Source organism: Tenacibaculum aestuarii (genome assembly GCF_964510395.1).
In the GTDB taxonomy this organism is placed as follows: Bacteria; Bacteroidota; Bacteroidia; order Flavobacteriales; family Flavobacteriaceae; genus Polaribacter; species Polaribacter aestuarii.
This window is the reverse complement of record NZ_CAZEFY010000003.1, coordinates 245,411-259,130: the sequence shown is the minus strand read 5'-3', so window position 1 is coordinate 259,130 and position 13,720 is coordinate 245,411. Positions and strand designations below refer to the sequence as shown.

Below are 13,720 nucleotides of genomic sequence, written 5' to 3'. Positions count from 1 at the left end.
AAGGAATTACAAATTAACATCATTTTCTTCAGAATCTTCGTAATAATCGTCAATATCACGACGATCTTTTTTGGTAGGACGTCCAGTTCCTTTTTTACGATAATAGTCTTTAGAGTACTTTAATAACTCAGTTTTTTCAAACTCTTCTTTCGGAGTTAAATCTTTTCGATATAAATCAACCAGTTTAGCACCCACACGGTTAGGAGGGATGTCTAGTATCTTTATCTTATAGTTAATTTGATTTTTTCTGATGGTAATTTCTTCATTTCCAAAAACTTCTTTGGAAGGTTTTAAGTTGGTTCCTTCAATCTTCACGTGCCCTTTTTTGCAAGCATCTGTGGCAATACTTCTGGTTTTAAATAATCGAATGCACCACAAATATTTGTCAATTCTCATATAAAAAGTTAATTTTTATCGTTTCGTTTTTTACAAAGGTATAAAAATGGTAAATTGCGCGTTAAAATTTCAGAATTAAATGATAAAATTTAAACATTTTTTATATGTAGTAGCTGTAAGTTCTCTTTTGTATGCTTGCGGTACTGATAGTAATCCAACGATAGATAATTTTGACCATGAAGCTCAATCTATTATAGATAATGACTCTCTAGTTAAATTTTTACAAAACCATTATTATGATACAGCTGTAGACTCAATTAAGTTAATTGATAATGGACAATCATCTTTATATGGTGACGCTAACTTAAAAACGATTGAAGTAAATGAAAATGATATAGATTATAAGGTCTATATGTATGTAGGTGAGGATAAAGTAGGATCAAACAGTCCATCACCAGATAAAGGCTTTCCAACTATTGCTGATTCTATATATACAAAATATCAGCTATGGACAATAACAAACTCGAAGAATTTTTCTTTAAATCAAACAGGAAGTGAAGCTCGTTGGTGGAATTTATACCCTAGCCAAAGTGGTGCGCCAAGTACGATTTCTGGTTGGAAATATGGTTTTGCTGGAAATTTAAAAGGTGGTTATAATAATACTGTTACTGGAGAAAAAATTAATTATATTAATGGAGGTAAGGGTATAATATTTATTCCTTCAGGTTTAGCTTATAGAAATGTTGGTTCTGGAACTGTACTGGAAAATACAAGTTTAATTTTTTATGTAGAGCTTTGGGATTTTGTAGAGGGAACTGATCATGATAATGATTATGTTTCTACTATTAATGAAATTAATTATGAGAATGGAAAGATATCAAATATAGATACTGATAAAAATAATGTTCCTAATTATTTAGATATAGATGACGATGGTGATGGAGTCTTAACAAAGGATGAAGATAAAAATGGAGATGGAGATCCAAGAAATGATTTTAATGATCCAAACAAACCGTTAGTTCCAGATTATTTAAATAGAGATATTAGAGTTAAATATTAAAACATAAAAAACCGAAGTTATATTAACTTCGGTTTTTTTTATATCTAATTGATAGTGTTTTTTTAGAACCTATAAGATAATCCTAAAATAATTTGATTCACACGAGTATCGAAATTAACATTTTGACCAGCGTTATTATTATCTATAAAATTAGATTCAGTATCAGATAAAGCTCTTTCCCAACGAATATCAAATCCTAATTTACCTAATTCAACACCGGCACCGAATTGTAATCCAACTGTGAATCCATCTGAATCTACTTGTTCAAGATCTTTAATATCAAAATCAGAATCTAGAATATATTGAAATGAAGGACCAGCAAAAACATGTGCTACTTTTAAGAATTTCATACCTACTAAAACAGGAATATCAATTTTTTGAAATTTATAAGTGGTTGTTTGTGGTGAAGAAAGATCGTTGTATTGATAAGACACTTCATTGCTTAATTGAGTATATACCAATTCTGGTCTTAAGTATAAATCGGTAACAGGTAAGTTTATACGTAACCAAGCACCAGCATGAAATCCTGTTTTACTTTTTGCGTTATCAAAAACCACATCATTCTTAACATCAGAGAAAGAATCTGAGTTGTAGTTGATACCAGCTTTGATACCTCCTTGGATTTGACTTTGTGCTAATTGAACTCCTCCTATAAAAAGGAAAATCATTAAAACTACTTTTTTCATTTGTTTTAAATTTATTTATTAATAATTGGGGTTATACTTAAGTTTAGTACAAAAAAATACATCACTTTAAACCTAAAAAGTGATGTATTTATTGTTTACAATAAAGGGTTTATTTTCTTGAAATAACTTTTTCTACTGCTTTGATGATAGCTTTATCATTTAAACCGTATTTCTTCATTAATTCTGCAGGAGTTGCAGATTCTCCGAAGCTGTCATTTACAGCTACAAATTCTTGTGGAGTAGGGTTGTTTGTAGTTAAACAACGAGCAACACTCTCACCTAAACCACCATATTTATTGTGCTCTTCAGCGGTAACTACACATCCAGTTTTAGCAACTGATTTTAAAATAGCTTCCTCATCTAAAGGTTTAATAGTATGAATGTTAATTACTTCTGCTGAAATTCCTTTTTCTTCTAATTGTTCAGCAGCTTGTAAGGCTTCCCAAACTAAATGTCCTGTCGCTACTATAGTTACGTCAGTACCTTCTGTAAGTTGAATTGCTTTACCAATTTCAAAAGGTTGTTCAGTCATAAAAACAGGAACGCTTGGTCTACCAAAACGTAAATATACTGGTCCTTCATGTTCAGCAATAGCTAAAGTAGCTGCTTTGGTTTGGCTATAATCACAAGTATTTATAACCGTCATACCAGGTAACATTTTCATTAACCCGATATCTTCTAAAATTTGGTGCGTAGCTCCATCTTCACCTAGAGTTAATCCTGCGTGAGATGCACAAATTTTTACATTCTTATCAGAATACGCGATTGATTGACGAATTTGATCGTATACACGACCTGTAGAAAAGTTAGCAAATGTACCTGTAAAAGGAATTTTTCCACCAATAGTTAATCCTGCAGCAATTCCCATCATGTTTGCTTCAGCAATTCCAACTTGAAAGAAACGTTCTGGGTGATTTTTAGCAAACTCATTCATTTTTAAAGAGCCTGTTAAATCAGCACATAAGGCAACAACATTAGGATTTGTTTTTCCTAATTCAGTTAAACCATCACCAAACCCAGATCGGGTATCTTTTTTTTCAGTATAAGTATATTTTTTCATCAGTTTGTGTTGTGTAAATACGTGTCAAAAATAATCTTTTATAAAAAGGTAGCCTTATAATTTTGATAATTCTTTGTAAAGTTTATGAACTGGAAACCCCATAACATTAAAATAACTTCCTTCCATCTTTGTAATTCCTATTTTACCTATCCATTCTTGAATTCCGTACGCGCCAGCTTTGTCAAAGGGTTTGTAGTTAGTTATATAGTAATCAATTTCTTCATCAAGTAATTCTTTAAATGTAACAATAGTAATGTCATTGATTGTTTTTTGAAAATTCTTACTTGTAAGACATATTGAAGTAATTACTTCATGAGTCGTATTAGATAGTCCTTTTAGCATGCTAAACGCTTCGTTATAATCTTTAGGTTTTCCTAAGGCTTTATTACTTAACCAAACAATAGTATCTGAAGTAATTAATAGGTCATTTTCTTTTAACTCAGATGTAAAAGGAGAAGCTTTTAAAGCGGCTAAGTAATCTGTTATTTGAGTGTGATGTAATTCCTTTGGGTATATTTCTTCAATTTCTTTGGTTTTTATAGAAAAAGGAATATCTAAGCTTTTTATTAATTCTTGTCTTCTAGGTGAATTAGAAGCTAAAATTATATTGTATTTTGATAGTTTAGTAGATAACATGTTTAAAATGATAAGCTATTAGTGGAATGCTTAAAAGCGCTAGAAAAAAATTAAAGTAACTAATTTTAATGAGCTGTTGATAATCTTTTACTTCGGAAGCTTTCATTAAATAGTATATAAAATATAAATCAGGAAGAACGCCTAAAAACATTAGGGTTGCAAAAACGAATGTATTATCAGAAAAAGCTAAGGCAATAGAAAAGATAAAAAAACAACCGATAATAGATAGAATTAAAGCGATGTCTCTAGCTCTCTTTCTTCCTAATAAAATGGGAAGTGTATTTTGTTTGTTTTGGTTGTCTTCATTTACATTTATTAAATCAAAAATTATTTCAATAGCTATATTACTGAAAAAAGAAATTATTATATAGGCTATTGTAATTAGCTGAAGATTAAAAAACAAAGTCCATTGTTCTTGGGTTAAACCGACAGGAAAATCAAACCATAATAAAGTTAATAAAGCAAAAGGTTTAAGAAAAGCAGTAACAATATTACTGAAAAAAGTCTTTTTAATATTGTTATTTACGTAAAGCCACACAATTGTAGGGCAAATAATAAATAGGACTCCGTATAAAGGTCTTTCTATTTTGAAAGATAAAAGAACACCTACAAAACCCCCAATAAAAGTAAGTAAAAAAGAAAGTTTCTTTATATTTTTGAGGTTTACCCTTGTTTTCTTATGCTGATTTCTAGCAACAAAACTTGTAATATAACAAGAAGCTAATAAAAGAGTGCTTGCTATAGATAAAAGCCCTAAATCAAAAAAAGAAAGTGTTGTTTTAAAGCCATAACCGTATAAAAAACAGAACTTAAATAAAAATAAAATAAAAACGAAGTATACGATTTTCTTCCACTGAATAATATTTAAGAAGCTATTATTCATTAATTAAAAAGCCTTTTTAATTCTGGCTAAATCACGTTTAGTATCACGGTCTTTAATAGTGTTTCTTTTATCGTGAGTTTTCTTTCCTTTTGCAAGAGCTATTTCTAATTTTGCCCACCCATTTTCATTTATAAACAAGCGTAAAGGCACAATAGTGTTACCTTTAGATTCTACTTCTTTTTCAAGTTTTTTTAATTCACGTTTGTTTAATAATAAACGACGTTCGCTTTTAGGTTTGTGGTTATAATGATGTCCAAAGGCATATTCTTCAATATACATGTTTACCACAAAAAGTTCTCCTTTATCATTGAATTCACAAAAACTTTCAGTAATTCTAGCCTTACTTTGTCGTATCGATTTTATCTCAGTACCAGTAAGTTGTATTCCTGCAGTGTACTTGTCAAGTATCTCGTATTCAAAACGAGCTTTTTTATTCTGTATGTTAATCTTTTTTTGCATAAGGAAACACAAATATAACTATAATTTTAAGTTGTTAAATAAAATTATTAAGCTATGATTTAAGTCATGTTTTAAGGGAGATTTCGAGGGTAATTTTGCTTAAAATTTAAACTTATAATCATGAAAAAAATTATATTAAGTGCTGTATTTGGAATTTTATTTTTTAGTAATGCAGCTGCTCAAGAAACTACAAAAGCTGATGATTTTAAAAGATGGCAAGCTCGTTTTAGATGGGTTAGTGTAATGCCAAATGAATCAGCTACCATAGGAACTATTGGAGGAGACGTTGAAATTAGCAAAAGTTTTATTCCTGAACTTGATTTTACGTACTACTTTACTGAAAATATAGCAGCAGAGCTAATTTTAGGAACCACTAATCACGATGTAAAAGCAGTAGGAACAGCATTAGGAGATGTTAATTTAGGTGATGTTTGGTTATTGCCTCCAACATTAACGTTACAATATCACTTTAATATCAGCGATTTTAAACCTTATGTTGGTGCAGGTGTTAATTACACTATTTTTTATAATGCTGACCCAGGTGCTGTAGTAGATGTAGATTATAAAAACGGATTCGGATATGCGTTACAATTAGGTTTTGACTATGATTTAGACGATACTTGGTTTTTAAACGTAGATGCTAAGTATATAGGGTTAAGTACTGATGTAACTGTTGACGCAGGTATTGCAACTGTTCCTGCAGAAGTAGATATCAATCCATTATTAATAGGCTTTGGTATAGGAGTAAGATTCTAAACTAATTTGAAAGCGAGCATTTTAAGAGCTGCAAAATTGCAGCTCTTTTTTTTGTTATTAACAGAATTTTAAAGTTAATGTGATTGAATTCCTATAAATTTGTGCGCAAGACAATTTTTTAAAGAATCAAAATATTATGAAGTACTTATATATTTCACTATTGATATTATTAGTTTCGTGCAAGCCAAAATTTACAGCGCAAGAAATAATAGATCAATCGTTAGCATATTCTAAGTCAAATAACATAGCGGATGCAACTATTTCTTTTGCTTTTAGAGATAACAATTATAAAGCTATACGAAACAACGGAACTTTTGAATTAACAAGAGTTGTACAAAACGATACAATAACTATAAAAGATGTATTGTTTAATGACGGATTTAAACGTTTTGTTAATGATAGTTTAGTTAATCTTTCAGAAGAAGATAAAAATAAGTACAGTAATTCAGTAAATTCTGTTCATTACTTTTCTGTGTTACCATTTGGATTGAACGATAAAGCTGTTCAAAAGAAGTTGTTAGATCCTGTAACTATCAAAGGAAAAGAGTATTATAAAGTTAGAGTTACTTTTACTGAAGAAGGCGGAGGAGAAGATTTTGATGATGTGTTTCTTTACTGGTTTTCTAAAGAGAACTTTCAATTAGATTATTTAGCCTATAAATATCACACAAATGGAGGAGGAGTTCGTTTTAGAGATGTAAAAGAAGAAAAGTTGGTTAATGGAATCCGTTTTGTAGATTATAACAACTATAAACCTTTAGATAAAGAAATAGATTTTTATAATATAGATAAGTTATACGAAGAAGGTAAGTTAAAGAAGCTTTCTGAAATTGTTTTAGAGAATATAAAAGTGTATTAAAATAATTTTAGAACATACAAAAAAGCAGCGTATAAATGCTGCTTTTTTGTGTATAAAAGTTAAAGTAACTTACTCAACCTTAATTAGTTTTGGAGTTTTTGATTTTAAAGCTTCTAATTTAGGGATGTTAATTTTCAATTCGCCATTTTTATAGGTAGCCTTAATTTTTTCATAATCTACTATACCTTTGGGTAAGGTGAAACTTCTTTTAAAAGACATATAACTATATTCTTTTCGTGTATAGTTATCATCTGTTTCTTCTTTGTCTTCCTTTTTTTCTGAAGAAATGGTTAAAATATCATTTTCAATATTTATTTGAAAATCATCTTTACTCATTCCTGGAGCAGCTACATCAACTGTAAATTCATTTTCATTATTTTTAATGTTTACAGCTGGTAAAGTAGTATTTGTGTCAGAGAAATTAGTAGAAGACCAGTCTCTAAAAAAATCATTAAATACATTAGGTAATGCAGGAAAATCGGTGTTCTTTAATAACATAACTTTACAATTTTAGTTAAACATTGTTTTTAAAGAAATAAATCAAAAAAAATACCAACTAAAAAAAGTGTCATTTTTTCATTTAAAAGGTGAAAAAATGACACTTTATGTTTTGATTTTTAGCTGCTTAAGTTTATTCGTTTTCAACCAAATCAGATTGATTTCTAAAAACTAACTGATCATCAAAGGCATCTAATAAGATAATACTATCAGTAGAAACTTTTCCTGATAAAATTTCTTTAGACAATTGATTTAAAACCTCTTTTTGAATTACCCGTTTTACCGGGCGTGCACCAAACTCAGGTTGATATCCTTTTTGTGCTAAGTAAGCAATAGCTTGATCTGTAGCATCAAAAGTAATGTTTTGTTTCGCAATCATTTTTTTAACACTGTTTAATTGTAGTTTTACAATTTCTTTAATGTTTTCTTCTGAAAGCGGAGTAAACATAATAATATCATCAATTCTATTTAAAAATTCAGGTCTCACAGATTGTTTTAACAATCCTAAAACTTCTGTTTTAGCTAAATCCATAGTTGTATGGATGTCACCTTTCATATTCTCAAATTTCTCTTGAATAATATGACTTCCCATGTTTGAGGTCATAATGATAATGGTGTTTTTAAAATCTGCAACACGACCTTTATTATCGGTTAATCTACCTTCATCTAACACTTGTAATAAAACATTAAAAGTATCAGGATGTGCTTTTTCAATCTCGTCTAACAACACAACTGAATAGGGTTTTCTTCGTACAGCTTCAGTTAATTGTCCACCTTCATCATACCCTACATATCCTGGAGGTGCTCCAACTAATCTACTTACCGAATGACGTTCTTGGTATTCACTCATATCAATACGAGTCATTGCATTTTCATCGTCGAATAAATATTCTGCTAACGCTTTTGCTAGCTCTGTTTTACCAACTCCTGTTGTTCCTAAGAATAAGAATGATCCGATAGGTTTATTCGGATTTTGTAACCCAGATCTTGAACGACGAACTGCATCAGAAACAGCTTCTATTGCTTCTTCTTGTCCTACTACACGTCTGTGAAGTTCATCTTCTAGCTTCAATAATTTTTCACGTTCAGATTGTAACATTTTAGTTACAGGTACTCCTGTCCATTTAGCAACTACTTCAGCGATATCGTCATAGGTAACTTCCTCTTTAATTAGAGAGTTTTCTTGTTGACTAGCTAATACTTTTTGTTGCTCATCAAGCTGTTCTTGTGCTTCTTTAATTTTCCCGTAACGTAATTCAGCTACTTTTCCGTAATCACCATTACGTTCAGCTTTTTCAGCTTCTAACTTATAGTTTTCAATATCAGTTTTTAAACTTTGGATAGTGTCAACCACACTTTTTTCTGATTGCCATTTCGCATTGATTTCGTTACGTTCTTCTTTTAAATTGGCTAAATCAGCATTTAAGGATTTTAATTTAGGTTCATCATTTTCACGTTTAATTGCTTCAATTTCAATTTCCAACTGCATTATTTTACGATCTAAAACATCTAATTCCTCTGGTTTAGAATTGATTTCCATACGTAATTTAGAAGCAGCTTCATCCATTAAATCTATCGCCTTATCTGGTAAAAAACGATTGGTAATATAACGTTGTGATAATTCTACTGCACCAATAATAGCTTCATCTTTAATACGAACCTTGTGGTGTGCTTCATATTTATCTTTAATACCTCGTAAAATAGAAATAGCACTTTCAGTATCTGGTTCATCTACCATTACTTTTTGAAAACGACGTTCTAATGCTTTATCTTTTTCAAAATACTTTTGATATTCATCTAAAGTAGTAGCCCCAATTGCTCTCAATTCTCCACGTGCCAAAGCTGGTTTTAAAATATTAGCGGCATCCATAGCACCTTGACCACCACCAGCACCTACTAAAGTGTGGATTTCGTCAATGAAAAGAACGATGTTTCCTTCAGATTTAGATACTTCTTTTACTACGGACTTTAAACGCTCTTCAAACTCACCTTTGTATTTCGCACCAGCGATTAAAGCTCCCATATCCAAAGAAAAAATTTGTTTATCCTTTAGGTTTTCAGGAACATCACCACGGATGATACGATGTGCTAATCCTTCAGCAATAGCAGTTTTACCAGTACCTGGTTCACCTACTAAAATAGGATTGTTCTTAGTTCTACGTGATAAAATCTGTAAAAGACGTCTAATTTCTTCATCGCGACCAATAACAGGATCTAATTTCCTGTCTTGTGCTAACTGGTTTAAGTTTTTAGCATATTTATTTAAAGAATTGTAGGTTTCTTCTGCACTTTGAGAAGTAACACGATTACCTTTACGTAATTCTTCAATAGCAGCTGTTAAACTCTTTTCAGTAACACCTTGATCTTTTAATACTTGAGCTATTTGACTTTTCGATTTGAAAATAGCTAAGATTAAATGCTCAATAGAAACATACTCATCGTTCATTTTTTTTGCGATAATAGCAGCTTCGTTCAATGTTTTATTAGCTTCACGAGAAAGCATTAAATCTGCTCCAGTAACTTTAGAAAAACTTTTTAGTTGTTTATCTAAAATTTGCTGTATAACATCAATATTAATGTTAAGTTTCTTTAAAATGAAAGGAAGTACATTTTCATCGACTAAAAATAAAGCTTTAAAAATGTGTTCGTTTTCTATAAGATTGTTACCATAACTTTGCGCTAATTGTTGCGCTTGCTGTATGGTTTCTTGTGATTTTATTGTATAATTGTTAAAATTCATATCGTTTTATTTTTTCACTGTAAAAGTCAAAATCAATACCAAGTCTATTTTTAAAGTTAAAAACGACATTTTGTCTTAAAAACACAAGTAATTACTGACTTTTTGACTGATAAAGAGTAGTGATAGTTAAGTTGATATTAAATTAAGAAATATATGGGAATGTTGGATAGTTTTTTTGGAAATAAAAAAATAGATAAATCAGATAAGGGGTCGTTTATAAAATGGATTCCGTTAACGACTATTGAACAGTTAGAAGTAGTTAAAAATCAATCAGAAAATAAACCTGTAGCTATTTTTAAGCATTCAACTCGATGTGGTATTAGTAGCATGGTTATTAAACGTTTTGAAAATAATTTTGATGAAGAATTGAAAGATTTAAAAGTGTATTATTTAGACTTGTTGAGTTATAGAGATATTTCGAATGAAATTTCGGCTCAATTTCAAGTAACACACCAATCTCCTCAATTATTGGTAATTAAAAAAGGGGCGGTAGTAGTACATGCTTCTCATTATGATATTTCTAAAGTAGATTTGAAAAAAATCTAAAAAAACTCCTGATTTTAGTGGGATTTCCTTAAATACCTCGTATTTTTGCATATTTCAAAATTATAGAGATTTGAGTAACGAAACAGCAACTTCACAACCAAAGAAAGGAAAAAATTTATACTATTATCAAAAAGAAGCATTAAACAAAATTTTTAAAAGTTTTGAAGATGCTCCAGAGAATTACCACTTGTTATATCAACTTCCTACAGGAGGTGGTAAGACAGTTATTTTCTCTGAAATTACACGTCAATATTTAAAACATCATCAAAAGAAAGTATTAATAATGACTCACCGAATTGAGTTATGTAAGCAAACAGCAAAAGTGCTTACTGAATTTGGGGTTGAGAATAAAATTATTGATAGTAAAGCAAGTTTAGATGACCAAGAGCAATACGATTGTTTTGTGGCGATGGTAGAAACATTAAACAATCGTTTAAACGACGATATGTTAGATATTTCTGATGTTGGATTGGTAATTATTGATGAAGCACACTACAATTCATTTACTAAATTATTCAAGTTTTTTGAAAAGTCTTTCATTTTAGGTGTTACAGCGACTCCTTTAAGTTCTAATATTAAACTTCCTATGAAAGATAATTATGATGAGTTGATTGTAGGGGAAAGTATAGGTTCTTTAATAGAAAATGAATACTTAGCAAAAGCAAATGTTTTTTCTTACAACGTTGGATTAACTTCTTTAGAAGTAGGAGCAAATGGAGATTATACCGTAAAATCATCTGAAGATTTATATACCAATACTGACATGCTTTCTAAGTTATTACAAGCTTATGAAGAACGCGCTAAAGGAACTAAAACGTTGATTTTTAATAATGGTATTAATACTTCTTTACACGTATTTGATACTTTTAAAAGAGCAGGATATCCTATTGCGCATTTAGATAATACGAACACTAAGAAAGAACGTGATTTAATATTAAAATGGTTCCATAAAACACCAAATGCGATAATTACTTCAGTAAGTATTTTAACAACAGGGTTTGATGAGCCATCAGTTAAATCAATCATTTTAAACAGAGCTACAAAATCGTTAACACTTTATTATCAAATGATTGGTCGTGGTTCTCGTGTATTACCAGGCAAATCTGATTTTAATGTAATTGACTTAGGAAATAACTTTCATCGTTTCGGTCCTTGGGGAGCAGATTTAGATTGGCAAAAAATGTTTAGAGCTCCTAACTTCTATTTAGATAATTTATTATCTGATGAAGAGATAGAAAGTGATTTTAGATATGAACTTCCTGAAGAGGTAAAAGCAGAGTTTGCTAATTCTGAAGATTTATACTTTGATGTTAAAAAAGTATATAGAGACACGATACAAGGTGGTGAATCTTCTAAAAGAGTATTAGAAAAATCTATAGAACATCATGCTAAAATGTGTGTTGAAAACAGTGAAGATGTTTTTGATGCTTTGATATTAGCTAAAATGTTAGGAGGAGATATTGATGATAGAATTTACAGATATTCAAAATGTATTTCTAAAAGTACCCATAACTTTATTGATTGGTTACAAGATGATTACCGTAAAAAATTAAACACGTATTTACGTGGCAATTTTGACGAGGTATACGAGCAAATCCATGGTCATCCACCACCAGAGGAGGAGTAGGGATGTTAGAAAGTGAAAAACTAAAAGTGAAAAATTAAATTTTCTAATAATCTAACAATCCAAGAATCCAACAAAAAAATCCGACTCTTTAAAAAGAATCGGATTTTTGCTTTCTATACTTTTTGGCTGTTTATTTAGCAGGCAAAATTTTACCTGAGCATTCACCAAAACCAATACGGATTTTTTCATTTTTACAGTAACCGCGCATAATAACAGTATCGTTATCATTAATAAACTTACGCTCACTACCATCATTCATTTTAATAGGATTTTGACCTCTCCAAGTTAATTCTAGCATAGATCCAAAGCTATCTTGAGTAGGCCCAGAAATAGTACCACTACCCATCATATCACCTGCATTTACAGGACATCCGTTTACCGTGTGATGCGCTAATTGTTGTACCATTGTCCAGTACATATACTTAAAGTTAGAGTTACATACAACAGTTTCTTCTTTACCCTCTGGTTGAATAGCCATTTGTAAATTGATGTCGTAACTATCTTTTCCTTCTTTCTTTAGGTAAGGTAATGGTTCGTATACTTGTTTAGGGTTGTCTACTCTAAAAGGTTCTAAAGCATCTAAGGTTACAATCCAAGGAGAGATTGTTGAAGCAAAATTCTTTCCTAAGAAAGGTCCTAATGGAACATATTCCCAAGCTTGAATATCACGAGCAGACCAGTCATTAAATAATACCAATCCAAAGATATATTCTTCTGCTTCTTCAATAGGAATTCTGTCTCCTAAATCGTTTGCTACTGTTGTAATAAACGCCATTTCTAATTCAAAATCTAATAATTTTGAAGGTCCAAAGTTAGGTGTAGTTTCTCCCTCACTAGGACGTTGTTGTCCTACAGGACGACGAATTGGAGTTCCTGAAGGTACGATAGAAGAACTTCTTCCGTGGTAACCAATAGGTATTTGTAACCAGTTTGGGAATAAGGCATTTTCAGGATCTCTAAATAAGCTTCCTACATTCGTTGCGTGTTCTTTACTGGCATAAAAATCGGTATAATCTCCTACAGCGACAGGAAGTTGCATTTCAACTTCATCCATTCTAAAGATGATCTTGTCTTTGTGCTCAGCATTATCTCTTAGTTTACTATTTTTTACATCAAAAATATCAGCAATTCTATTACGAACTAAACGCCATGTTTTACGTCCGTCTGCAATAAAATCATTTAAGGTATCTTGTAAAAAGATATCATCTGTTAACGGAATTCCATCAAAATATCCTAATTGATGTAAGGCACCTAAATCAATCGCATAATCACCAATTCTTGTACCAATCGTTATGATATCATCTTTAGTTAGAAAAACCCCAAAAGGTATGTTTTGAATAGGGAAATCTGAGTTTTCAGCTACAGTTAACCAAGATTTTCTATTCGGGTTATTAGCAGTTATTTCCATTTATCGTTTTTGTTATATTTTCATCAAACCTACATATTTTTTTCAATTTACCCCAAAAAGATGAGTAAAAAAAATGTGAAAGTATTTTTGTAGATACTTCTTGTAAAATCCATTTAAATTGAATAATAAAATTAGTACTTTTGGCTACTTTATGTAACAACACACA

General features: G+C 30.5%; 14 protein-coding genes. 5 read left to right on the top strand and 9 right to left on the bottom strand.

The features are described from left to right. Positions 1 to 6: 6 nt before the first annotated feature. Positions 7 to 396, bottom strand: a complete 390-nt coding sequence (locus ACKTSU_RS07285) for an RNA-binding S4 domain-containing protein (RefSeq protein WP_408035716.1) — start codon at positions 394 to 396, stop codon at positions 7 to 9. Between the two features lie 79 nt (positions 397 to 475). Here ACKTSU_RS07285 and ACKTSU_RS07280 point away from each other — a divergent pair, with 79 nt between their 5' ends. Further along, complete coding sequence (locus ACKTSU_RS07280) at positions 476 to 1,396, top strand: FKBP-type peptidyl-prolyl cis-trans isomerase (RefSeq protein WP_408035715.1); 921 nt, start codon at positions 476 to 478, stop codon at positions 1,394 to 1,396. 62 nt (positions 1,397 to 1,458) lie between these two features. On the opposite strand, the gene ACKTSU_RS07275 is transcribed toward ACKTSU_RS07280, so the two are convergent. The 5 genes from ACKTSU_RS07275 to smpB form a co-directional block, all read right to left on the bottom strand. After that, on the bottom strand, positions 1,459 to 2,082 hold the full coding sequence (locus tag ACKTSU_RS07275) for a porin family protein (protein ID WP_408035714.1): 624 nt from the start codon (positions 2,080 to 2,082) through the stop codon (positions 1,459 to 1,461). A gap of 109 nt (positions 2,083 to 2,191) precedes the next feature. After that, positions 2,192 to 3,142 carry a transketolase family protein gene (locus tag ACKTSU_RS07270; protein ID WP_408035713.1) on the bottom strand — a complete coding sequence of 317 codons (951 nt, stop codon included), beginning with the start codon at positions 3,140 to 3,142 and terminating at the stop codon, positions 2,192 to 2,194. Positions 3,143 to 3,196: 54 nt separating this feature from the next. Further along, on the bottom strand, positions 3,197 to 3,778 hold the full coding sequence (locus tag ACKTSU_RS07265; RefSeq protein ID WP_408035712.1) for a Maf-like protein: 582 nt from the start codon (positions 3,776 to 3,778) through the stop codon (positions 3,197 to 3,199). After that, positions 3,765 to 4,661, bottom strand: coding sequence for a UbiA prenyltransferase family protein (locus ACKTSU_RS07260; RefSeq protein WP_408035711.1), 897 nt, complete (start codon positions 4,659 to 4,661; stop codon positions 3,765 to 3,767). The genes ACKTSU_RS07265 and ACKTSU_RS07260 overlap by 14 nt, the downstream gene beginning before the upstream one ends. A gap of 3 nt (positions 4,662 to 4,664) precedes the next feature. Next, a complete protein-coding gene (gene smpB, locus ACKTSU_RS07255) occupies positions 4,665 to 5,120 on the bottom strand; it encodes an SsrA-binding protein SmpB (protein WP_028891944.1) in 456 nt (151 codons plus the stop codon). 120 nt (positions 5,121 to 5,240) lie between these two features. Between smpB and ACKTSU_RS07250 the strand changes: the two genes are divergently transcribed. Together ACKTSU_RS07250 and ACKTSU_RS07245 are read left to right on the top strand one after the other, a co-directional pair. After that, entirely contained in the window at positions 5,241 to 5,876 is a 636-nt protein-coding gene (locus ACKTSU_RS07250) for an OmpW/AlkL family protein (protein WP_408035710.1), read from the top strand. Positions 5,877 to 6,012: 136 nt separating this feature from the next. Next, the gene (locus ACKTSU_RS07245; RefSeq protein WP_408035709.1) at positions 6,013 to 6,735 is read left to right on the top strand and encodes a DUF6503 family protein; all 723 of its coding nucleotides are present in this window, start codon (positions 6,013 to 6,015) and stop codon (positions 6,733 to 6,735) included. Between the two features lie 69 nt (positions 6,736 to 6,804). Here the strand turns inward: ACKTSU_RS07245 and ACKTSU_RS07240 are convergent, their stop codons facing one another. Continuing rightward, positions 6,805 to 7,233: an Hsp20/alpha crystallin family protein gene (locus ACKTSU_RS07240; protein WP_408035707.1), complete on the bottom strand. Its 429-nt coding sequence runs from the start codon at positions 7,231 to 7,233 to the stop codon at positions 6,805 to 6,807. A gap of 133 nt (positions 7,234 to 7,366) precedes the next feature. Continuing rightward, positions 7,367 to 9,973, bottom strand: a complete 2,607-nt coding sequence (gene clpB / locus ACKTSU_RS07235; protein WP_408035705.1) for an ATP-dependent chaperone ClpB — start codon at positions 9,971 to 9,973, stop codon at positions 7,367 to 7,369. 159 nt (positions 9,974 to 10,132) lie between these two features. Here clpB and ytxJ point away from each other — a divergent pair, with 159 nt between their 5' ends. Next, positions 10,133 to 10,519 (top strand): bacillithiol system redox-active protein YtxJ, encoded by a 387-nt coding sequence (gene ytxJ, locus ACKTSU_RS07230; protein ID WP_408035704.1) that lies wholly within the window; start codon positions 10,133 to 10,135, stop codon positions 10,517 to 10,519. 70 nt (positions 10,520 to 10,589) lie between these two features. Then, entirely contained in the window at positions 10,590 to 12,146 is a 1,557-nt protein-coding gene (locus ACKTSU_RS07225; protein WP_408035703.1) for a DEAD/DEAH box helicase, read from the top strand. A gap of 130 nt (positions 12,147 to 12,276) precedes the next feature. Here the strand turns inward: ACKTSU_RS07225 and fahA are convergent, their stop codons facing one another. Beyond that, a complete protein-coding gene (fahA, locus tag ACKTSU_RS07220) occupies positions 12,277 to 13,554 on the bottom strand; it encodes a fumarylacetoacetase (protein ID WP_330486711.1) in 1,278 nt (425 codons plus the stop codon). Positions 13,555 to 13,720: the final 166 nt, after the last annotated feature.

What these genes read in the sequence shown, in the direction of transcription:
- ACKTSU_RS07285 (WP_408035716.1), bottom strand. Translation starts at nt 396, where the DNA reads ATGAGAATTGACAAATATTTGTGGTGCATTCGATTATTTAAAACCAGA.
- ACKTSU_RS07280 (WP_408035715.1), top strand. Translation starts at nt 476, where the DNA reads ATGATAAAATTTAAACATTTTTTATATGTAGTAGCTGTAAGTTCTCTT.
- ACKTSU_RS07275 (WP_408035714.1), bottom strand. Translation starts at nt 2,082, where the DNA reads ATGAAAAAAGTAGTTTTAATGATTTTCCTTTTTATAGGAGGAGTTCAA.
- ACKTSU_RS07270 (WP_408035713.1), bottom strand. Translation starts at nt 3,142, where the DNA reads ATGAAAAAATATACTTATACTGAAAAAAAAGATACCCGATCTGGGTTT.
- ACKTSU_RS07265 (WP_408035712.1), bottom strand. Translation starts at nt 3,778, where the DNA reads ATGTTATCTACTAAACTATCAAAATACAATATAATTTTAGCTTCTAAT.
- ACKTSU_RS07260 (WP_408035711.1), bottom strand. Translation starts at nt 4,661, where the DNA reads ATGAATAATAGCTTCTTAAATATTATTCAGTGGAAGAAAATCGTATAC.
- smpB (WP_028891944.1), bottom strand. Translation starts at nt 5,120, where the DNA reads ATGCAAAAAAAGATTAACATACAGAATAAAAAAGCTCGTTTTGAATAC.
- ACKTSU_RS07250 (WP_408035710.1), top strand. Translation starts at nt 5,241, where the DNA reads ATGAAAAAAATTATATTAAGTGCTGTATTTGGAATTTTATTTTTTAGT.
- ACKTSU_RS07245 (WP_408035709.1), top strand. Translation starts at nt 6,013, where the DNA reads ATGAAGTACTTATATATTTCACTATTGATATTATTAGTTTCGTGCAAG.
- ACKTSU_RS07240 (WP_408035707.1), bottom strand. Translation starts at nt 7,233, where the DNA reads ATGTTATTAAAGAACACCGATTTTCCTGCATTACCTAATGTATTTAAT.
- clpB (WP_408035705.1), bottom strand. Translation starts at nt 9,973, where the DNA reads ATGAATTTTAACAATTATACAATAAAATCACAAGAAACCATACAGCAA.
- ytxJ (WP_408035704.1), top strand. Translation starts at nt 10,133, where the DNA reads ATGTTGGATAGTTTTTTTGGAAATAAAAAAATAGATAAATCAGATAAG.
- fahA (WP_330486711.1), bottom strand. Translation starts at nt 13,554, where the DNA reads ATGGAAATAACTGCTAATAACCCGAATAGAAAATCTTGGTTAACTGTA.